Raw genomic sequence first — 388 nt, forward strand, 5'->3', positions numbered from 1 at the left:
CTCCTCGACATGCACGCCGGCAGCCACGAAGGCAGCCTGCGCGGCGGACTGGTCACCGCCCACCAGGGCGACCACCAGCTGGCCATAGGGGGTGTCCTTGATCCGGTCGATACGGCCGGACAGGATGTTGTAGTCGACCCCGGTCTGGCGCGCGACGCTGCCCAGCAGGGGTTCGTAGGTGTCGCCGCCGAGGAAGGTCAGGCGCACGATGCGCCCGCCCACCACGTCGAAATCGCGGTGCAACGCCCCTTCGTCCACGTGCTCCGATTCGCTGACGAACCGCCGCGTGGTCGGGTGCTGCGGATGCAGGAACACCCGGGTAACCGGACCGGTCTCGACCATCTGGCCAGCATCGAGCACGGCCACGCGGTCGCAGACACGGCGGATC

At 69.1% G+C, this 388-nt stretch carries 1 protein-coding gene; it reads right to left on the reverse strand.

Annotation, left to right across the window (positions count from 1 at the left end; genetic code table 11):
* A partial coding sequence (locus HG543_RS54295) for an NIL domain-containing protein (RefSeq protein WP_343073678.1) occupies nt 1-366 on the reverse strand: 366 nt, incomplete at its 3' end.
* Nucleotides 367-388 lie beyond the last annotated feature (22 nt).

It is taken from the genome of Pyxidicoccus fallax, from assembly GCF_012933655.1.
Taxonomy (GTDB): domain Bacteria; phylum Myxococcota; class Myxococcia; order Myxococcales; family Myxococcaceae; genus Myxococcus; species Myxococcus fallax.